General features: G+C 45.2%; 16 protein-coding genes. 5 read left to right on the top strand and 11 right to left on the bottom strand.

Annotated features, from left to right (window positions below):
- Positions 1-36 precede the first annotated feature (36 nt).
- The 3 genes from PBAL39_RS18590 to mtgA form a co-directional block, all read right to left on the bottom strand.
- On the bottom strand, positions 37-1,125 hold the full coding sequence (locus PBAL39_RS18590) for a FecR family protein (RefSeq protein ID WP_008244383.1): 1,089 nt from the start codon (positions 1,123-1,125) through the stop codon (positions 37-39).
- Positions 1,126-1,202: 77 nt separating this feature from the next.
- Positions 1,203-1,754, bottom strand: a complete 552-nt coding sequence (locus PBAL39_RS18595) for an RNA polymerase sigma factor (RefSeq protein WP_008244384.1) — start codon at positions 1,752-1,754, stop codon at positions 1,203-1,205.
- A gap of 49 nt (positions 1,755-1,803) precedes the next feature.
- A complete protein-coding gene (gene mtgA / locus PBAL39_RS18600) occupies positions 1,804-2,532 on the bottom strand; it encodes a monofunctional biosynthetic peptidoglycan transglycosylase (protein ID WP_008244387.1) in 729 nt (242 codons plus the stop codon).
- A 118-nt stretch (positions 2,533-2,650) separates the two neighbouring features.
- Between mtgA and PBAL39_RS18605 the strand changes: the two genes are divergently transcribed.
- Positions 2,651-2,944: a hypothetical protein gene (locus PBAL39_RS18605; RefSeq protein ID WP_008244389.1), complete on the top strand. Its 294-nt coding sequence runs from the start codon at positions 2,651-2,653 to the stop codon at positions 2,942-2,944.
- A gap of 136 nt (positions 2,945-3,080) precedes the next feature.
- On the opposite strand, the gene rplI is transcribed toward PBAL39_RS18605, so the two are convergent.
- The 4 genes from rplI to PBAL39_RS18625 all read right to left on the bottom strand — a co-directional run bounded on the left by rplI (position 3,081) and on the right by PBAL39_RS18625 (position 5,482).
- Positions 3,081-3,524, bottom strand: a complete 444-nt coding sequence (rplI, locus tag PBAL39_RS18610; RefSeq protein ID WP_008244390.1) for a 50S ribosomal protein L9 — start codon at positions 3,522-3,524, stop codon at positions 3,081-3,083.
- Between the two features lie 10 nt (positions 3,525-3,534).
- On the bottom strand, positions 3,535-3,798 hold the full coding sequence (rpsR, locus tag PBAL39_RS18615; RefSeq protein WP_008244392.1) for a 30S ribosomal protein S18: 264 nt from the start codon (positions 3,796-3,798) through the stop codon (positions 3,535-3,537).
- Entirely contained in the window at positions 3,798-4,160 is a 363-nt protein-coding gene (rpsF, locus tag PBAL39_RS18620; RefSeq protein ID WP_008244394.1) for a 30S ribosomal protein S6, read from the bottom strand. Before rpsF ends, rpsR begins: the two co-directional genes overlap by 1 nt.
- Positions 4,161-4,240: 80 nt before the next feature.
- Entirely contained in the window at positions 4,241-5,482 is a 1,242-nt protein-coding gene (locus tag PBAL39_RS18625) for an outer membrane beta-barrel protein (RefSeq protein ID WP_008244397.1), read from the bottom strand.
- 99 nt (positions 5,483-5,581) lie between these two features.
- On the opposite strand from PBAL39_RS18625, the gene PBAL39_RS18630 reads away from it, so the two are divergent.
- The gene (locus tag PBAL39_RS18630; RefSeq protein ID WP_008244400.1) at positions 5,582-7,456 is read left to right on the top strand and encodes a DNA polymerase III subunit gamma/tau; all 1,875 of its coding nucleotides are present in this window, start codon (positions 5,582-5,584) and stop codon (positions 7,454-7,456) included.
- 69 nt (positions 7,457-7,525) lie between these two features.
- Here PBAL39_RS18630 and PBAL39_RS18635 read toward each other — a convergent pair whose 3' ends face one another.
- Positions 7,526-7,921: a hypothetical protein gene (locus PBAL39_RS18635; RefSeq protein WP_008244404.1), complete on the bottom strand. Its 396-nt coding sequence runs from the start codon at positions 7,919-7,921 to the stop codon at positions 7,526-7,528.
- A gap of 129 nt (positions 7,922-8,050) precedes the next feature.
- Here PBAL39_RS18635 and PBAL39_RS18640 point away from each other — a divergent pair, with 129 nt between their 5' ends.
- The gene (locus tag PBAL39_RS18640; protein ID WP_008244406.1) at positions 8,051-9,286 is read left to right on the top strand and encodes an isocitrate dehydrogenase (NADP(+)); all 1,236 of its coding nucleotides are present in this window, start codon (positions 8,051-8,053) and stop codon (positions 9,284-9,286) included.
- 133 nt (positions 9,287-9,419) lie between these two features.
- Positions 9,420-11,474 (top strand): TonB-dependent receptor, encoded by a 2,055-nt coding sequence (locus tag PBAL39_RS18645; protein ID WP_050784365.1) that lies wholly within the window; start codon positions 9,420-9,422, stop codon positions 11,472-11,474.
- 7 nt (positions 11,475-11,481) lie between these two features.
- On the opposite strand, the gene PBAL39_RS18650 is transcribed toward PBAL39_RS18645, so the two are convergent.
- Positions 11,482-11,811, bottom strand: a complete 330-nt coding sequence (locus PBAL39_RS18650; protein WP_039867121.1) for a single-stranded DNA-binding protein — start codon at positions 11,809-11,811, stop codon at positions 11,482-11,484.
- A gap of 234 nt (positions 11,812-12,045) precedes the next feature.
- On the opposite strand from PBAL39_RS18650, the gene PBAL39_RS18655 reads away from it, so the two are divergent.
- Positions 12,046-12,447, top strand: a complete 402-nt coding sequence (locus tag PBAL39_RS18655) for a hypothetical protein (protein ID WP_039867091.1) — start codon at positions 12,046-12,048, stop codon at positions 12,445-12,447.
- Between the two features lie 41 nt (positions 12,448-12,488).
- On the opposite strand, the gene PBAL39_RS18660 is transcribed toward PBAL39_RS18655, so the two are convergent.
- On the bottom strand, positions 12,489-13,139 hold the full coding sequence (locus tag PBAL39_RS18660; RefSeq protein WP_008244411.1) for an NAD(P)-dependent oxidoreductase: 651 nt from the start codon (positions 13,137-13,139) through the stop codon (positions 12,489-12,491).
- A 53-nt stretch (positions 13,140-13,192) separates the two neighbouring features.
- A complete protein-coding gene (locus tag PBAL39_RS18665) occupies positions 13,193-13,603 on the bottom strand; it encodes an Rrf2 family transcriptional regulator (RefSeq protein ID WP_008244412.1) in 411 nt (136 codons plus the stop codon).
- Positions 13,604-13,690 lie beyond the last annotated feature (87 nt).

Below are 13,690 nucleotides of genomic sequence, written 5' to 3' on the forward strand. Positions count from 1 at the left end.
TGATTGCTGTATTCGGGTAGTGTCGGTTGGTACGTATTATGGTTTTTTAAGTATGATCTCGTCCTGCCGGATGATAAACTTAAAGGGGTACGACAGTTGCAATGCTTCCAGCGTTTTGACAATGGTTTCATTTTCAAATACGCCAGAGTAACGGTAATGCTTCAGGGCGTCATCTTCAATCATTATCTTGATGCCATACCAGTTTTCGAGCTGTTTTGCAATTGCCGACAAGGGTTGGTCATCAATTTCGAGCCGCTTTCGCAACCACATGAGTTCCTTGGGGGCAACACTTGTGGTGCTGTCTCTGAAAATGACAACCTTATATGCTATGTTCGGTTTATCATTCCGGAATTTGGAGTCTTGTTCGGCAATCAGCTTCTCATTCGGCTTTAAAACTACCGTTAGCTCAGGATGGCTTTTCGGGACCACACGCACACTCCCCCTGAGCAGCGCTGTTTCCATCGTCGGATCTTGTGAGTAGGCTTTAACATTAAAAGTGGTACCCAACACCTGAATGTCGTTATAGGCAGTATGAACAATAAAAGGCAGGGAGGCATTATGATGAACATCAAAGAAAGCTTCCCCTTCCAGCCAAAGCTCGCGTGAGGCATGATTAAATCCGGTTTTCAGTCTGACTACAGTTTCTTTCGATAAGGTGACAATGGTACCATCTTCAAGGATGATGGTCTTCCGTGGAACAATGCCCGATGAAAATTCAGTTGCTGCAGAACTCTCCAGTATTGGAGCGACTTGTTTTTTCAAAAAGAAAACCAACATAATCAGGACACTTGCTGCCACAGCGGCAAAGCCGTAATAGGCAAGTGCCGCTCTTTTAGGGCGGCCCAGTATGCCCTCTGCTACCGGAGCAATGGAGGCTGCAAAAAGCTCCCTTTGTCTCAATCCACTTTCCAACTCCCGGAACTGCAGGACTCTCCCTCCCCGTTTCGCATGGAGGATATCCAGCAACCTGGTCGCTTCCCGAATATCATCAGCTCTGTGTGGAAGACTAACGATCCAGTTGTCCCAGGAAACCTGTAACTCAGGATCATATCCAAGGCAGTACCGCTGAAAACCTTCATCACAAATCAGGTCTTCTACACAAAAATCAGGGTTAGGAAACAACATAATGTTTTGGTTTTACTATACAGACAGAAAACCAGCTGTTTTTTCCTAAGAAAAATTGAATTATTTATCGCAAATAATCATTTTAACAATTTCCTCAATGATTTTATCGCATCATAAATGGTATTGTAGGCAGTTTTTACCGTCTGAGAAGTTACTCCAGCAATTTGTTCATAGCTCAAGTCTTCAAAAAACTTGAGTCGGATCAATTCCATCTGTCGTGGAGTAAGTTGCGCAATCGCCAGCTCCAGTTTTCTTTTCAGCTGATCATCATGCTGGACATTAATGATGATGTCTTCATAAGAAAGCTCAGCATGCGCCTCTTCGGCAACCATGTTCAGCAGGGCTGCATTGGTTTTATCAAGATCGCTCAGCTGATCCAGGATATTGTGCTTCAGTGAGGTCATCAGGTAGGACTTCACCTGTTCTACAGGCGGAAGTGCAGCTCTTTTATCCCATAAATTCAGGAAGAGTTGATTGACGCAATCTTTGACAAGTTCATCATCACCACAGACTTTCAGTCCAAAGCGGATGAGGTGGAAATACATCAGGTGGTACAGCTCAAATAGGGCCTTCTGGTCGCCCTGGCGCATCTGTTCCCAGTACTTACGGTCATCTTGCAAAAACGTCATATCTGTTGATGAAGATAGTGATTTCCAGACAGGAATCCGGTGATGCCACTTAAAAATCCAGCGGCCCCAGTCTTCTCATATTTTTCATGATGAGGTACTGCCTGTGGCGGATGTAGGTGGTCGCCTTTTTAGGTGTCCACCGTCGTGGATTCGGAAAACAAGCGGCAATCAGGGCAGCCTGGGAGCGGCTCATCTTTGTGCAGGACTTCCCGTAATAAGCCTGCGTAGCTGCCTCAGCGCCATAGATGCCATCGCCCATTTCAATGACGTTCAGGTAAACCTCCAGGATGCGCTCCTTACTCCACAACAACTCGATGAGCACTGTAAAATAAGCCTCAAATCCCTTACGGATCCACGACCTCCCGGGCCATAGGAATACATTCTTTGCGGTTTGCTGCGAAATCGTACTTCCTCCTTTAATCTTTTTTCCCTTTTTATTGGTTGCAAATGCTTTTTCAATGGCCTTCACATCAAACCCGATATGCTTCAGGAAGAGCTGGTCTTCGGCAGAAACAGCAGCACGTTTCATGTTATCAGAGATGTCCTCAAAGTCCACCCATTTCTTTTCCATCTTATGGGGAAGGTCGTCGCTGCTCCGCTCCATGTTACGCTGGATCATCAGGATGGTAATTGGGGGATTGACAAAGCGATAGACCAGTACCCACAAGACCGTGACCATTAGAAACCAGAGAAAGACCTTGGTCACGATGCTGCTGATCCGTTTACGAAGGGGTGTTTTTTTTGATTTGGGAGTGTTGCTGCGTGGTTTTGTTGCCATTGTTCACAAAGGTAAACATCCACAGCTAATTTCAATAGGGCAAGAATTTAATTAGAATGCAGAAAAAGCATCCTAAAGAATAACTAGCTTTGCAACACGTTAATATACAAGTCAAAACATGAAGTTCACAGCATCAAGACTCTCTGAGGGAAATAAGGTTTTCCCGGCAGAGATCCATTTGGAAGAAAACAATATTGAGGTAAAGATCCCCGGACTGTTCAGTGGGGATTCCAAATTCCTGACTTATGAAGACATCACTTCCATAGAAGTGGATTCTCCGATGATTGGTTTTTCAACACTCCGCCTTTTTGTAAACGGAACGAAAGTAGAGATCCACGGTTTCTCTAAAAAGGACATCAAGGAAATCCGGAAGATCATAGAGGAGAACAGGGCTAAAAGAAGAAGCCGATAGGCCGCAAAAACTGGAAGAAACAGGATTAGAAAAAAAGACTGAAGAAACCACAACATCCCTGAGCGTACGAACCCAGAGAGGCATAAAAAAAGGGCACTGATCACTCAGGCCCTTTTTTTATATCTGTAGATTAAGATTACTCAGCTACAACTTCGAAAGGAACTTTAACTTTCACTTCTTTGTGTAAGTTTAAGTTGGCTACATATTCACCAACAAATTTAGGTTCAGTTTCGAAAGTGATGCGACGACGGTCAACATCAAAACCTTGTTGTTTCAGTGCGTCAGAAATCATGATGGTGTTTACTGCACCGAAGATTTTTCCTGTCTCACCAGCTTTAGCACCGATAGTCAGTTTAACATCTGCTAAACGCTCAGCGATACCATCAGCATCTTTCTTAATTTTATCTTGTTTGAAAGCCGCTTGTTTCAGGTTTTCTGCTAAAACTTTCTTTGCTGAAGGAGTAGCCAACTGTGCAAATCCTTGAGGGATCAGGTAGTTACGGCCGTATCCTGGCTTTACATTCACGATATCATCTTTTTCCCCTAGGGATTTGATATCTTGTTTTAAAATAATTTCCATCTCTCAGCTCCTATTTTAATTGGTCAGCAACAAAAGGTAACAAACCAATATGACGTGAGCGTTTTACCGCCTGAGCCACTTTACGTTGGAATTTCAATGAAGTACCAGTCAAACGGCGAGGTAAAATCTTACCTTGATCATTGATGAATTTCAACAGGAAGTTTGCGTCTTTGTAATCAATATATTTAATACCATTCTTTTTGAAACGGCAATATTTTTTTCTGTTATCGTCCACTTTTGGAGCAGTAACATATTGTATTTGATCTTTAGCCATTATCCTGCAGCCTCCTCTTTCTTAGGTTTTTTGTTAAAAGCACCGCTACGTTTTTTCTCATTATAAGCAACCGCGTGACGGTCTAATCTAATGGTAAGGAAACGAAGAACACGCTCATCGCGTTTTAATGCCAATTCCAATTTAGTAATTAATTCACCTGAAGATTTGTACTCTGTAAGGTGGAAGAATCCGCTTGCTTTTTTCTCAATCGGATACGCTAATTTTCTCAAACCCCAATTGTCCTCTTGAACAATCTCGGCTCCGCTGTCAGTGATGATCTTGCTGAATTTAGCAATCGCTTCTTTCGCAACTTCTTCTGACAACAACGGGGTTAGAACGATAACAGTTTCGTACTGATTCATTGTTATTTATTAATTTATGTTTATTCCCGCATGACTACGGGGATGCAAATGTAGTAATAAAAATCTATTAATCAAATCATTTAGCGTTTACCAAACAGATAGTTAATCCCGATCTGGTAACGGTCAACTTTTACCGTGTAGAAGGCATAATCCGTGATCCCCATAGGCAGGGTGTAACTAGCAGAAAGCTCCAGATGTTTGCTCAGCACCGCCCCGGCCCGGAACGGAAATGACACATTAAAACTCTTGAGCTCAACATCACGTGTCAGTGTTCTGTTCCGTTGGTACTCGTATTCTGATCTTTCATTTTTTGGATAACTGGTAAAATTCAACGCAGCCCCTACGCCTACATACAGTTTCAGGAGGTCCTTGTTCCATATATTGTATAATGCCTGTGGTGTTACTGCGATATTGAGCTGCTCAATATTGTGTTTGATGTCCTTATTGCTGATGAACGAAGAAGTGTGTCTTGTCAGTTCGTTTTTGCTCATCATCACAGAGAGCTCAGCACGGAAAAACAATTTTCCTGCGGCACCATTGGCGAATAAATCCATTCCTGCATTGAACGCCGGCCCGAACCCGGATTTTGATTTCACATCAGCGCCGGCAAGCTCATCATCACCAGTGTAGGAAACCCCGCTGACCTGCAAAGCAGGCCCCGCGAAGAAACGGGTACTCACATTTCTTTTCCGGCGCCGCTCTGTCCTATTAATTTTAGAAAATACCGAAATCATATCGGCGTTTACATAATGTAACCCTTCAAGCCTCCTCTCCTCCGCATCAGGATTATACTTCCACAGCAGCTGCTGCACCTTCGAAATGTAATTCCCCGCAGTCAGTACACGGCCATCCCGCTTGTAAACATAACGTGTCAGCTCCTCAGGCTCCGACTTCCCGCGTTCCAATGCATAGTACCTCCTCTTATTAGCGTCTACATATGAGAATAACACAGCATTCTGCCCATCCTGTACGACATGAAGAAAGACGGTATCTCTTTTTGAGCTGGAATCTATCTTATCCGAAAGTGCAGATAAGGATATTGTAGCCTGACTTACATCAACCACATAACGTCGGTATACTGCCAGATCTTCCACTCCCCAGCCAGCACACTCCTTAAGCGTGTATTTTCGGAATTTATCCGCTAGCGTATGTTTAAAATCTATGGTAGCAGAATTGTATCCTTTTTCTTTATAATTGACATAGCCTTTAAGGGTATCATTGTTGTTTGTAATAATATATCCGCGTTGAAAGTTTTTTTGCGCATGGGCGTACATGGAAATCGTAGCCAGGAACAGGAGACCTGAAAGAAAGCGTTTCATCATTTTATGAGTGTTTAGATTAACACCAAAAATATCATTTTCCAGCTTTATTTTCCAACAAATCTATTATGCTCAGTAAAAAATTTATAATTTCGTACCCGAATGGAGAACTTTATAGTATCAGCACGTAAGTACCGCCCGGCAACGTTTGAAACCGTTGTTGGACAGCAGCACATTACAGGCACCTTAAAAAATGCTATAAGGAACAACCAGCTGGCACAGGCCTTTTTATTTTGCGGGCCTCGTGGTGTGGGTAAGACTACCTGTGCAAGGATCCTTGCCAAGACCATCAACTGTACCAACCTCACTGCTGAGCAGGAAGCATGCGGTACCTGTGAGTCCTGCATATCTTTTCAGACGGGGCATTCCTTTAATTTCCATGAGCTTGATGCGGCCTCCAACAACTCCGTGGACGACATCCGCAGCCTGATTGACCAGGTACGCATTCCGCCACAAGCAGGAAAATATAAGATCTACATCATTGATGAGGTGCACATGCTTTCTGCAAATGCATTCAATGCTTTTCTGAAAACCCTGGAAGAACCGCCTTCATATGCCATTTTTATTCTGGCCACTACCGAGAAACATAAAATCCTGCCCACGATCTTATCGCGATGCCAGATTTTTGATTTCAACAGGATCCAGGTGGACGATATCTCCAGTCACCTGAACAGGATTGCCATACGTGAAAACATCAGTGTTGAAGCAGATGGCCTGCATATTATCGCTCAGAAAGCCGATGGCGGGCTGAGAGATGCCCTTTCTATGTTCGACCAGATTGTGAGTTACACCAATAAGAACCTCACCTATAAATCTGTCATCGACAACCTGAACATCCTTGATTACGATTATTATTTCAAGCTGACCACTTTCCTCACTGCTGCTGATGTAAGCAACTCACTTGTCTTGTTTGACGAAATCCTCAACAACGGGTTTGACGGCAACAACTTCATCAACGGGCTGGCGAGTCATCTTCGGAACCTATTGGTAGCCAAGGATCCTCAGACGACCAAGCTGCTGGAAGTCAGCGAAAATATCAAGCAGAAATACATCAGCCAAAGTCAGCAGACCGCAGTAGGATTTATCCTTACCGCCCTGAACCTGGCCAACCAATGCGACCTTAGTTATAAGAACAGCAAAAACCAACGCCTTCAGGTGGAGCTGGCCCTCATCAAGATGTGCCACATCCCTTCGGTGATTCAACTCGCCAGACAGCCTCAAGCAGCAACTGACAACGATCAGATTAAAAAAAAAACTAATGTAAGTTCTACTGTCGCTGCAGCACCAGCGGATGTTCCCGGCCCGCCAGCGTCCCCTGTTCAGCAGCCTTCCGTGCCGCAGGAGTTTCCACAAAAACAACCTTCAGCAGCCCCGGAGCCCACCACACCCGTTCAGCATACAGCCGCTTCAGTACCGACAATGCCCGGCGGCAATACCCCACCTGTAGCGAAAATACCCATTCCTACCACCAGGATTCCCCTGGGCAATGGCAAAATCAGCATTGGAAATACCAAACCGGCCACGATGATCCCTTCCCTGACAAACCTTGACCGGGCCGCAGAGGAGGAAGACAATGGTGAACCGAAATACATTAAAGGGGATGCTCGCGAGCAATTCACAATAGAACAGCTGATCCTGCTCTGGAACCAGTATGCCGAGAGGGCTAAAGAAATGGGCAGGATCAACATTTATACATTGATGTCGGGTGCCGACCCTTCTCTGGAAGGACCGGAAGTGATCTCTGTAAATGTGGAGCACAAACTACAGGAACATCTGCTGCAGGAAGAAATGGTAGACCTCATGAACTTCCTCAGACCGCAGCTTAAAAACTTTAACATCTCTATTGTCACCAAACAAGTAGCAAGGGAGGTGGTCAACAGGTTGTACACCAGCACCGAAAAATACCAGTACCTGGTAGAGAAAAATCCGAAGCTTGAAGAATTCCGCCGCAGGTTCAACCTGGACGTCAATCCTTAATAACATCATTTCCTCACCTTATTTGAATCCTTAGCGAAGTAGCTGGAATCCAATCCAAGTGGTTATAAATTATTTCCTTTTAGGTGTATCATCCACCGGATATCCTTCCTCATCCAGATCACTACGGTCATCTTCGGGCGTCCTGGCCAGCAGTTCATCCTCCGGAGTCAGCTCTACACTTTCACCATGATCAATGTGCATGCCTGCTTCCTCAAGATTCTCCCCCACCTCCTCGGCATCATTATAGTCTTTACCACTGTAGGCATTGGCCTCATCGTAGCTGGAAATGCTGTCTTCACCATTCGGCGCGGACGTATCATACGGCAATGGATGGTCGTAATCCTTTTCTTCTCCTTTTACGTCAAACTCGAAGCTATTTTTATTTTTATCGTAGGACAGGTTGTCAAAATCCCTGGTTTCACCGAGGTCTGTCGGGTGTAGTTTATCTTTTTTCTCGCCGCTCATATTGGTATTTTTTATATCATCATAACGTTATAAAATCTTTAATTGTTTGGACTTGTTTGGATAAAATGAGGCTATAAACTCAAAATTTATATCTTTGTTATTTCAACAATCAAAATAATATCCGCAAATATGTCTGTACAAAAAATTAAAGTAGACCAACCCGTTGTAGAGTTAGATGGGGATGAAATGACCCGCATCATTTGGAAATTCATTAAAGATAAACTGATCCTTCCATATCTTGACCTTGACATTAAATATTATGATTTGGGTGTAGAATACCGTGATGAAACTAACGATCAGGTAACGATTGACGCTGCTGAAGCCATCAAACAATATGGTGTAGGTATCAAATGTGCAACCATTACTCCTGATGAAGAGCGTGTGAAAGAATTTAATTTAAAGCAAATGTGGAAATCACCAAACGGAACCATTCGTAACATCTTAGATGGTACCGTTTTCCGTGAGCCTATTGTGATGAGCAATGTTCCACGTCTGGTACCAAACTGGACTGCTCCGATCTGCATCGGCCGTCATGCTTTCGGTGATCAATACCGTGCAACGGATCTGGTAACTAAAGGAAAAGGTAAACTGACGCTAACTTTCACTCCTGAAGATGGTGGTGAAGTACAGTCGTTCGACGTATACAACTTTAAAGGTGATGGGGTTGCTTTGGCGATGTACAACACAGATGAAAGTATCCGTGGTTTTGCCAATGCTTGTTTCAACCAGGCACTGATCAAAAAATGGCCTTTATACCTGTCTACCAAAAATACCATTCTTAAAAAATACGATGGCCGTTTCAAAGACATCTTCCAGGAGATCTATGAGAACGACTTCAAAGCGAAATTTGACGAAGCTGGCATCACTTACGAACACCGTCTGATTGATGATATGGTTGCTTCTGCATTGAAATGGAATGGTAACTTCGTCTGGGCTTGTAAAAACTATGACGGTGACGTTCAGTCTGATACCGTAGCTCAAGGATTTGGTTCCCTGGGACTGATGACTTCTGTGCTGGTTACCCCAGATGGAAAAACAATGGAAGCTGAGGCTGCACATGGTACAGTTACACGTCACTATCGTGATCACCAGGCCGGAAAACCAACCTCTACCAACCCTATTGCTTCGATCTTCGCATGGACCAGAGGTCTTGAATTCCGCGGTGTTCTGGATAACAACCAGGAGCTGATCAAATTCTGCCAGGCTCTGGAACAAGTATGTATCGAAACTGTAGAAAGCGGGAAAATGACAAAAGATCTTGCCGTTTGTATCCACGGAAATAAAGTAGAACATGGTAAACACTACCTGTATACTGAAGAGTTCCTGGCTGCAATTGACGAAAACCTTCAGGCTAAATTGGGCTAATCCTCATTTACCTTAAAAAAACCTGTTAGTCATGCTAACAGGTTTTTTTATGCCTGTCTCTATCGTCTTTTTACCCGCCAGCGCAAACCATTCTGCGCTTTCTTTGTATCTTATGTTCCATATCACTCCATTCATGACCAAAACATTTTTTTGCGCTTTTTGCTGTATGATCCCATTCCTTACCTTTTCCCAGCAATTGGATACCACAAAGAAATTAAGGGAAGTACAAATCCGGCCATACTTCAGCACACAACCTATGCTGAGGGCTACGGGAGCCGTCGGCCTTTTGGACTCTTCCACATTGAATACACAACCCGCAACCTCATTCGTGGCGGCGATGAACACCATCCCCGGCCTACGCATGGAAGAACGCTCTCCGGGCAGCTACCGCCTCTCCATCAGGGGCAGCCTCCTCCGCTCACCTTTTGGTGTTAGAAATGTAAAAATCTACTTCGACGACTTCCCTCTGACCGACGCAGGAGGAAACAGCTACCTGAATGCACTCGATGTAGCCGCCGCCAGTAACCTTCAGATATTGAAAGGCCCGCAGAGCAGTATCTTTGGCGCAAACTCCGGAGGCGTGGTGCTGATCAGCCCCCAGCAGAGTGCCGACAGCAGCAGCGCCGACCTCAAACTACAGGCAGGTGCCTACGGTACTTTTCGCCAGCAGCTCAGCCTTCAGCAGATCTACCGCAACTACCAGTTCAACATCACTCAGGCCTATCAACGGAGCGATGGTTACAGAGACCACAGTGCCATGAACAGGAAATACATCCAGACATTGCAAAAGTGGGACTATGCCTCCAACAGCAGTCTGAAGGCATTGCTTTTCTACTCCGACATTCACTACCAGACACCCGGAGGACTTACCGCAGCACAGTACCTAAACAATCCAAGGGCTTCACGTCCGGCCGCCGGGAATATCAAAAGTGCCATCGAGCAGCAGGCCGGCATCTACAGCAAAACCGGATATGCCGGCATTACCCACGACTGGCGCATCTCTGAGCGGGTCAAACATCTGGTGTCAGTTTTTTCTACTTATACCGACTTTAAGAACCCCTTCATTCTCAACTACGAGAAAAGAAAAGAACTGAGTCTCGGCCTGCGCTCCTACCTGCAGTACGAACAAAGGACAGCCGACCTGAACTGGGCCACACAGATTGGCCTTGAAACTATGCAGACCCGAAGCGATATTGACAACTACGACAATAACCTCGGCCGCCCCGCTGCTGTACAGGCTTCCGACCGACTAAAAACAAGGACCAACTTCGCCTTCATCAACGTCAGTGCCGACTGGAACCAGTGGCTGCTGGAACTCTCCGGAAGCCTTAACCTCAACAGGTACATTTATGAAAGCATTGCGCCACAAGCCATCGCTGAACGCAGCAACACCTTTGATCCACAGTTTATGCCACGCCTGGCATTATCCTATATGTTCAATCCGGCGTTTTCTGCCAGGGCCACCGCAAGCAGAGGTTATTCAGCACCGGCAGCTGCAGAGGTAAGGGCCTCAGACAACATCATCAATACCACACTCCAGCCAGAGTACGGCTGGAACTACGAGACAGGCCTCCGCTTTCAGGACCCTAGCGGCAGGATCTCCGCTGATCTGAACGCTTTCTATTTTCACCTGAAAGATGCAATTGTCAGACGCCTCAATGAAAACGACAGCGAGTTTTTTGTCAACGCCGGGGGCACCAAACAATGGGGACTGGAAAGCTCGGTATCCCTCTCTCTCCTCCAGCCGAAACACAGCGGATGGCTCAGGGCCCTGAAACTGAATACTGCCATCACCTTGAGCCGGTTTAAGTTCGAAGACTATACAGACCGTGGCAACAACTTCTCCGGCAATGACCTGACCGGCGTGCCCAAACAGATGATCGTCACCAGTGGAGATGCACAGCTGCCTGCAGGATTCTACTTCTTCCTGCAGCACAACTACACTTCCAGCATCCCCCTTAATGATGCCAATACCGTCTATGCCCGCCGTTACCACCTGGTCCAGGCCAAGGTTGGCATGACCTCCATGCGGATCGGCAGGTTTCCAATGGAAATTTTTATGGGCGCCGACAACCTGCTGGATGAAAAATACAGCCTTGGCAATGACCTGAATGCTGCTGGAAACCGGTATTTCAATGCCGCCGCCGGCAGAAACTTCTACGGAGGCCTCAGCATTCATTTTCAATAAACGCCCTTTATTCGTCCTCCTGGAGGTTGTTGACAAAGATCTCAGTAGTAAAGCGCTGATTTCCCTTTTTATCAACGTAACTCTGTGTGTTCAGCCTGCCTGCCACACAGAGCATCTTTCCTTTTTTTACCAGCGCCTCCGCTATCGCAACTGTTTTCCCCCAGAACACCAGGTTGAACCATTGGGTATGACTAATGGCTTCCCCCGCACTATTCTTATAAAACTCATTTACCGCCAGGCTCACACGGGCCATCTTCCGTCCTTCAGAAAAATTGACTACAATCAGGTCCGTTCCTGCATTTCCCATTAAATACACGCTGTTTCTTAACTTTTCCATCTCCATAATATTTAGTTGTTTACCGTTTATTGAACAGCAGCCTCCATGGCCACCGACAATACAAAGCTCCACATTCGGATCCGGCATAGTCGTTTGTTAAACGTTTAGATACGCTTATAAACGTATCTAAACGTTTAATGGGCACTGCAATACTTTCTGAACGAAAATTCAACAAAAGGTGATGTAAAATATTTTAAATGGCTATAGATTCACCGTTACTCAAACTCCAGGAAGATGACGACAAAGACTCAACGATGTTTAGATTGCGGCCAGCCTGTTCAGGGACGTTCAGACAAAAAATTCTGTGACCCCCAGTGCCGTAGCCATTACTACAACCACCACCACATCACTACCGCCTCCATTGTGGTCATCAATAAAATTCTGAAGAAAAACAGGGGTATACTGAAACAATTAAACCCAACGGGAAAAACAATGGTCAGGCAGACCGAAGTGCTGAAGATGGGTTTTAACCAGAATTACCATACCCACATCTACACCACAAAAAATGGCACCAATTACCACTTCTGTTATGACCAGGGATTTCTCGACCTGGGGACAGGCCAGTTGCTACTTGTGGTCCAGGAAATAGAAGCAAAAAAGGAGCAGGACCTGAAACGCAAAAAGCCATCATCCTGATCACGCGGGGGATGATGGCTTTTTTACTACGCTGACCTGGCCTAATAAGCCGCGGTAAATCTTTGCTGAGGATATTTGTGGTTTTCCAACTCATCCACAATTACCAGCGCAAGATCTTCCACAGAAAGAATCGCCCTGCCTTCTTCATTAAATACCGGACTCTCTGTACCCAGACGGTAATGTCCCGTGCGGCCAGTGGTAATGCCCTGGTGCATTTCTATCGCCGGACTAAAAAATGTCCATTGCAAATCTTTTTCCGACTTAAGGATATCCAGGTAGTCACGCGCTGCCGTAGCACCCGGTTTGATCTCCGCAGGAAAATCGGGACCATCCACCAGTTGTTTACCGTCGATGAACAAACTTCCGGCACCACCAATCACAATCAGGCGTTTTACACCTGATTTTTTTACACCTTCCTGAATTGCTTTTGAACCGGCAATAAAATCGTCATAAATGTTAGGGTTTGTCCAGCCCGCATTATACGCACTGATGACTGCATCTGTGCCTTCCATTGCAGAAGCCAGGGCATCTACATCCGATACGTCTACAGATTTTAGCGTTACCGATCCCTGACCGGCATTCACTTTCTGCGCATCACGCGCAATAGCCACCACTTCATGCCCCCGGTCTGTTAATTCTTTAAGGATGCTTGATCCTACGAAGCCACTTGCTCCGATTAATGATACTTTCATATGGTTTTATTTTATATTGTAATTTTATTTGTTACAGTTATAGTTAAAAAAAATCAGTCAAATTCCCTGCTGAAATCAGCCAGTGTTTTCTTTGCCAGTTCACGCACAAGAACCTGTTCTGTAGTTTCATAAAGTGTATCCAGATGGGTATTGATTTGTCGCCCGACCGGACATAAAGGATTAGGTGAATTTTTAGAGCTGCCCAGCAGATTGTTCTGCCTCACCGCAAGGTACACCTCATCAAGCGAAATCTGGCTTGCCGCCTTTGCAAGCATACTACCTCCATTTTTACCCTCTTTGCTCGTTACAAAACCCTTATTCCTAAGATTGATCAGTTCTTTTCTCACAATCACCGGATTGATGTTAATGCTCCCGGCCATGTAATCTGAAGACATGAGTTCCCCATTCGCTTTCTCCAGCAAAGTCAGGATATGTAAGGAAATGGCAAACCGGGCATTGTTCATTCTGTAATTAATTTTATTACAGTACAAAAGTAAGCCATTATTCCAGAATTCCAAAAAAAACTAAATGTATTCGCAGATGCTGCAAAT

It is taken from the genome of Pedobacter sp. BAL39 (assembly GCF_000170795.1).
Lineage (GTDB): Bacteria > Bacteroidota > Bacteroidia > Sphingobacteriales > Sphingobacteriaceae > Pedobacter.

Excerpts from the sequence above, each read along its gene's own strand:
- PBAL39_RS18590 (WP_008244383.1), bottom strand. The coding sequence starts at position 1,125 with ATGTTGTTTCCTAACCCTGATTTTTGTGTAGAAGACCTGATTTGTGAT.
- PBAL39_RS18595 (WP_008244384.1), bottom strand. The coding sequence starts at position 1,754 with ATGACGTTTTTGCAAGATGACCGTAAGTACTGGGAACAGATGCGCCAG.
- mtgA (WP_008244387.1), bottom strand. The coding sequence starts at position 2,532 with ATGGCAACAAAACCACGCAGCAACACTCCCAAATCAAAAAAAACACCC.
- PBAL39_RS18605 (WP_008244389.1), top strand. The coding sequence starts at position 2,651 with ATGAAGTTCACAGCATCAAGACTCTCTGAGGGAAATAAGGTTTTCCCG.
- rplI (WP_008244390.1), bottom strand. The coding sequence starts at position 3,524 with ATGGAAATTATTTTAAAACAAGATATCAAATCCCTAGGGGAAAAAGAT.
- rpsR (WP_008244392.1), bottom strand. The coding sequence starts at position 3,798 with ATGGCTAAAGATCAAATACAATATGTTACTGCTCCAAAAGTGGACGAT.
- rpsF (WP_008244394.1), bottom strand. The coding sequence starts at position 4,160 with ATGAATCAGTACGAAACTGTTATCGTTCTAACCCCGTTGTTGTCAGAA.
- PBAL39_RS18625 (WP_008244397.1), bottom strand. The coding sequence starts at position 5,482 with ATGATGAAACGCTTTCTTTCAGGTCTCCTGTTCCTGGCTACGATTTCC.
- PBAL39_RS18630 (WP_008244400.1), top strand. The coding sequence starts at position 5,582 with ATGGAGAACTTTATAGTATCAGCACGTAAGTACCGCCCGGCAACGTTT.
- PBAL39_RS18635 (WP_008244404.1), bottom strand. The coding sequence starts at position 7,921 with ATGAGCGGCGAGAAAAAAGATAAACTACACCCGACAGACCTCGGTGAA.
- PBAL39_RS18640 (WP_008244406.1), top strand. The coding sequence starts at position 8,051 with ATGTCTGTACAAAAAATTAAAGTAGACCAACCCGTTGTAGAGTTAGAT.
- PBAL39_RS18645 (WP_050784365.1), top strand. The coding sequence starts at position 9,420 with ATGACCAAAACATTTTTTTGCGCTTTTTGCTGTATGATCCCATTCCTT.
- PBAL39_RS18650 (WP_039867121.1), bottom strand. The coding sequence starts at position 11,811 with ATGGAAAAGTTAAGAAACAGCGTGTATTTAATGGGAAATGCAGGAACG.
- PBAL39_RS18655 (WP_039867091.1), top strand. The coding sequence starts at position 12,046 with ATGACGACAAAGACTCAACGATGTTTAGATTGCGGCCAGCCTGTTCAG.
- PBAL39_RS18660 (WP_008244411.1), bottom strand. The coding sequence starts at position 13,139 with ATGAAAGTATCATTAATCGGAGCAAGTGGCTTCGTAGGATCAAGCATC.
- PBAL39_RS18665 (WP_008244412.1), bottom strand. The coding sequence starts at position 13,603 with ATGAACAATGCCCGGTTTGCCATTTCCTTACATATCCTGACTTTGCTG.